This window comes from Chloroflexota bacterium (genome assembly GCA_015478725.1).
GTDB lineage: Bacteria > Chloroflexota > Limnocylindria > Limnocylindrales > CSP1-4 > C-114.
Genome location: JADMIG010000085.1, coordinates 1 through 1896 on the forward strand (window position 1 = coordinate 1; position 1896 = coordinate 1896).

The window sequence follows — 1896 nt, forward strand, 5'->3', positions numbered from 1 at the left end:
GGGCATCCCGCGCAGATGCAGCCCGAAGGATCGACACCATCGCCGATGGGTCGGCAGCCCGAGCAGTCGACCAAAGCTGGCGAGGAGCTTCGTCTCGCTCGGCGGCGGCGGGCGGATTTCCATCCTCGCCCCGAGGCGGGCAGCTTCGTTACGCTCGGAGCTGACCGTCGGTCGACTGGGCCGGGCGCGAGTCCATCGTCGAACCGCGCCGTTCGCCCCACGTGCGCAGGAGTTGCCAGACCCTTGAACGCGATCACCATGCTCGAGCGAGATCACGCCAGGGTGAAGGGGCTCCTGGCTCGACTCGACGCGACCACTCCGCGAGCGAAGGTCACGCGACGCGATCTCTTCCATCGGATCAAGGCCGCGCTGACGGTCCACGAGACCATCGAGGAGGAGATCTTCTATCCCGCCTTCAAGGCGCATCCGCGGGCCAGGGACCTCGTGCTCGAGGGCATCGAGGAACACCACGTCGTCGACAACCTGCTCGGAGAGCTGACGGACATGCCGCCGAGCCACGAATCCTGGGGTGCCAAGGCGTCGGTGATGCGCGAGAACGTCGAGCACCACATCGACGAAGAAGAGACGGACATGTTCGTGAAGGCGCGGACTACCTTCGACCGCGCCGAGCTCGAGGCGCTCGGCAAGCGGATGGCGGCGCGGAACGTTACCGCCAGGGCGTCTGTCCGGGCGCTCGCCGCCAAGCGGGAGCGATGACCGCCGGGCCGAACCGCCTTCCTGGGCGGCGGATCCGAGCGTCTCGCTCGGCGTCATCTCGGCAGGTCCCGCGGATCGTGGGTCGCCATGGACTTCGTGCGTGACGACCCTGATCTCCATCTTCGGGATCGCCGGTCGGTTCGCGGGAGCGCTGCTGACCACGGCGCTCGGGTGGGCGAGCAGTCTGCTCTTTGGACGGGTTCCCCGCTCCCACCAGATCTTCGTCATCCTCATGCTGGCGGGTTCGGTCCTCTGGATCGTCCTGCTCCTCGGCTTCTTCCTGCCGATCGTCGCCCGGTTCCTGCTCGACACGACGCCGCATCCGGCGTTCATCGACAGCGTCTGGCTGGGTGTCGCGATCGTGGTCGGCCTGATCATCCTGCCCCTGTTCATCGGCGTGGCTGGATATCTCGTCCCCGCTCAGGGTGCACGGCCCACGGGCCTCGCGATCGTTCGCGAGATCCTCAGGGGTTATCCGCTCGCGCTCGTGATCAGCGTCGTCCTCGTCTTCCTTCCGGGGGTCGGGATCGTGAGAAAGGTCGGCAGCCTGAGGCGCGGATGGTCTGACACGCACATCCCGATCGTCGTCAAGCCCGGAGGCTACGACCGCGTGGTGGCCGATCTCCAGCTGGCGCTCAGCAGTGCCGACCTGCTCGTCACCGCAAGGGATGCACCGTCAATCCTCACGGTGCCCGGACAGCTCCTCGCACGCGTTGCCGGGGGCAATGTTCGAGCGCTCCTCCCGGATCATCTCGTGGAACTGAACGGGCAGTCCCTGGAGATCGGCGTCTATCCGTCGGACATCGCGATCTCCGGTGCACGACGTGAGCGGACGAGGGCCCGAGCTGCGATCCTCAGCCGACTTGCCACGACGTCTGCTCACCTGACGACGAGTGCGGAGTCGCAGGCGGTGGAAGACCGCCTCGAACGCCTCGCCGGTCAGCTTCCACGGACGACCGCCGGATCGACATCCGTCGCGGCGGCCGAATTCGCGGCCATCGATGCGACGTTGCTGGACCTGGATGTCGCCACGCACGAGTGGGACCTCCTCTATCGATTGCGCCTGCAGGTCGAGCGGGACGGACTCGCTGGCACGAGTCCCGGAACAGCCTTCCCGGGCCATGGCGCGGGTTCCGGGCGAGCACCCGTCGGCGTCGCTCGCTCGACGGGGTCGTAGGG

Annotated in this window: 2 protein-coding genes; both read left to right on the forward strand. The window is 67.4% G+C overall.

The window, feature by feature from the left end; all coding sequences use genetic code 11:
* Positions 1-243 precede the first annotated feature (243 nt).
* Positions 244-717 (forward strand): hemerythrin domain-containing protein, encoded by a 474-nt coding sequence (locus IVW53_15835; GenBank protein MBF6607034.1) that lies wholly within the window; start codon positions 244-246, stop codon positions 715-717.
* 100 nt (positions 718-817) lie between these two features.
* The gene (locus tag IVW53_15840; GenBank protein MBF6607035.1) at positions 818-1894 is read left to right on the forward strand and encodes a hypothetical protein; all 1077 of its coding nucleotides are present in this window, start codon (positions 818-820) and stop codon (positions 1892-1894) included.
* The last annotated feature ends 2 nt before the right edge of the window (positions 1895-1896 follow it).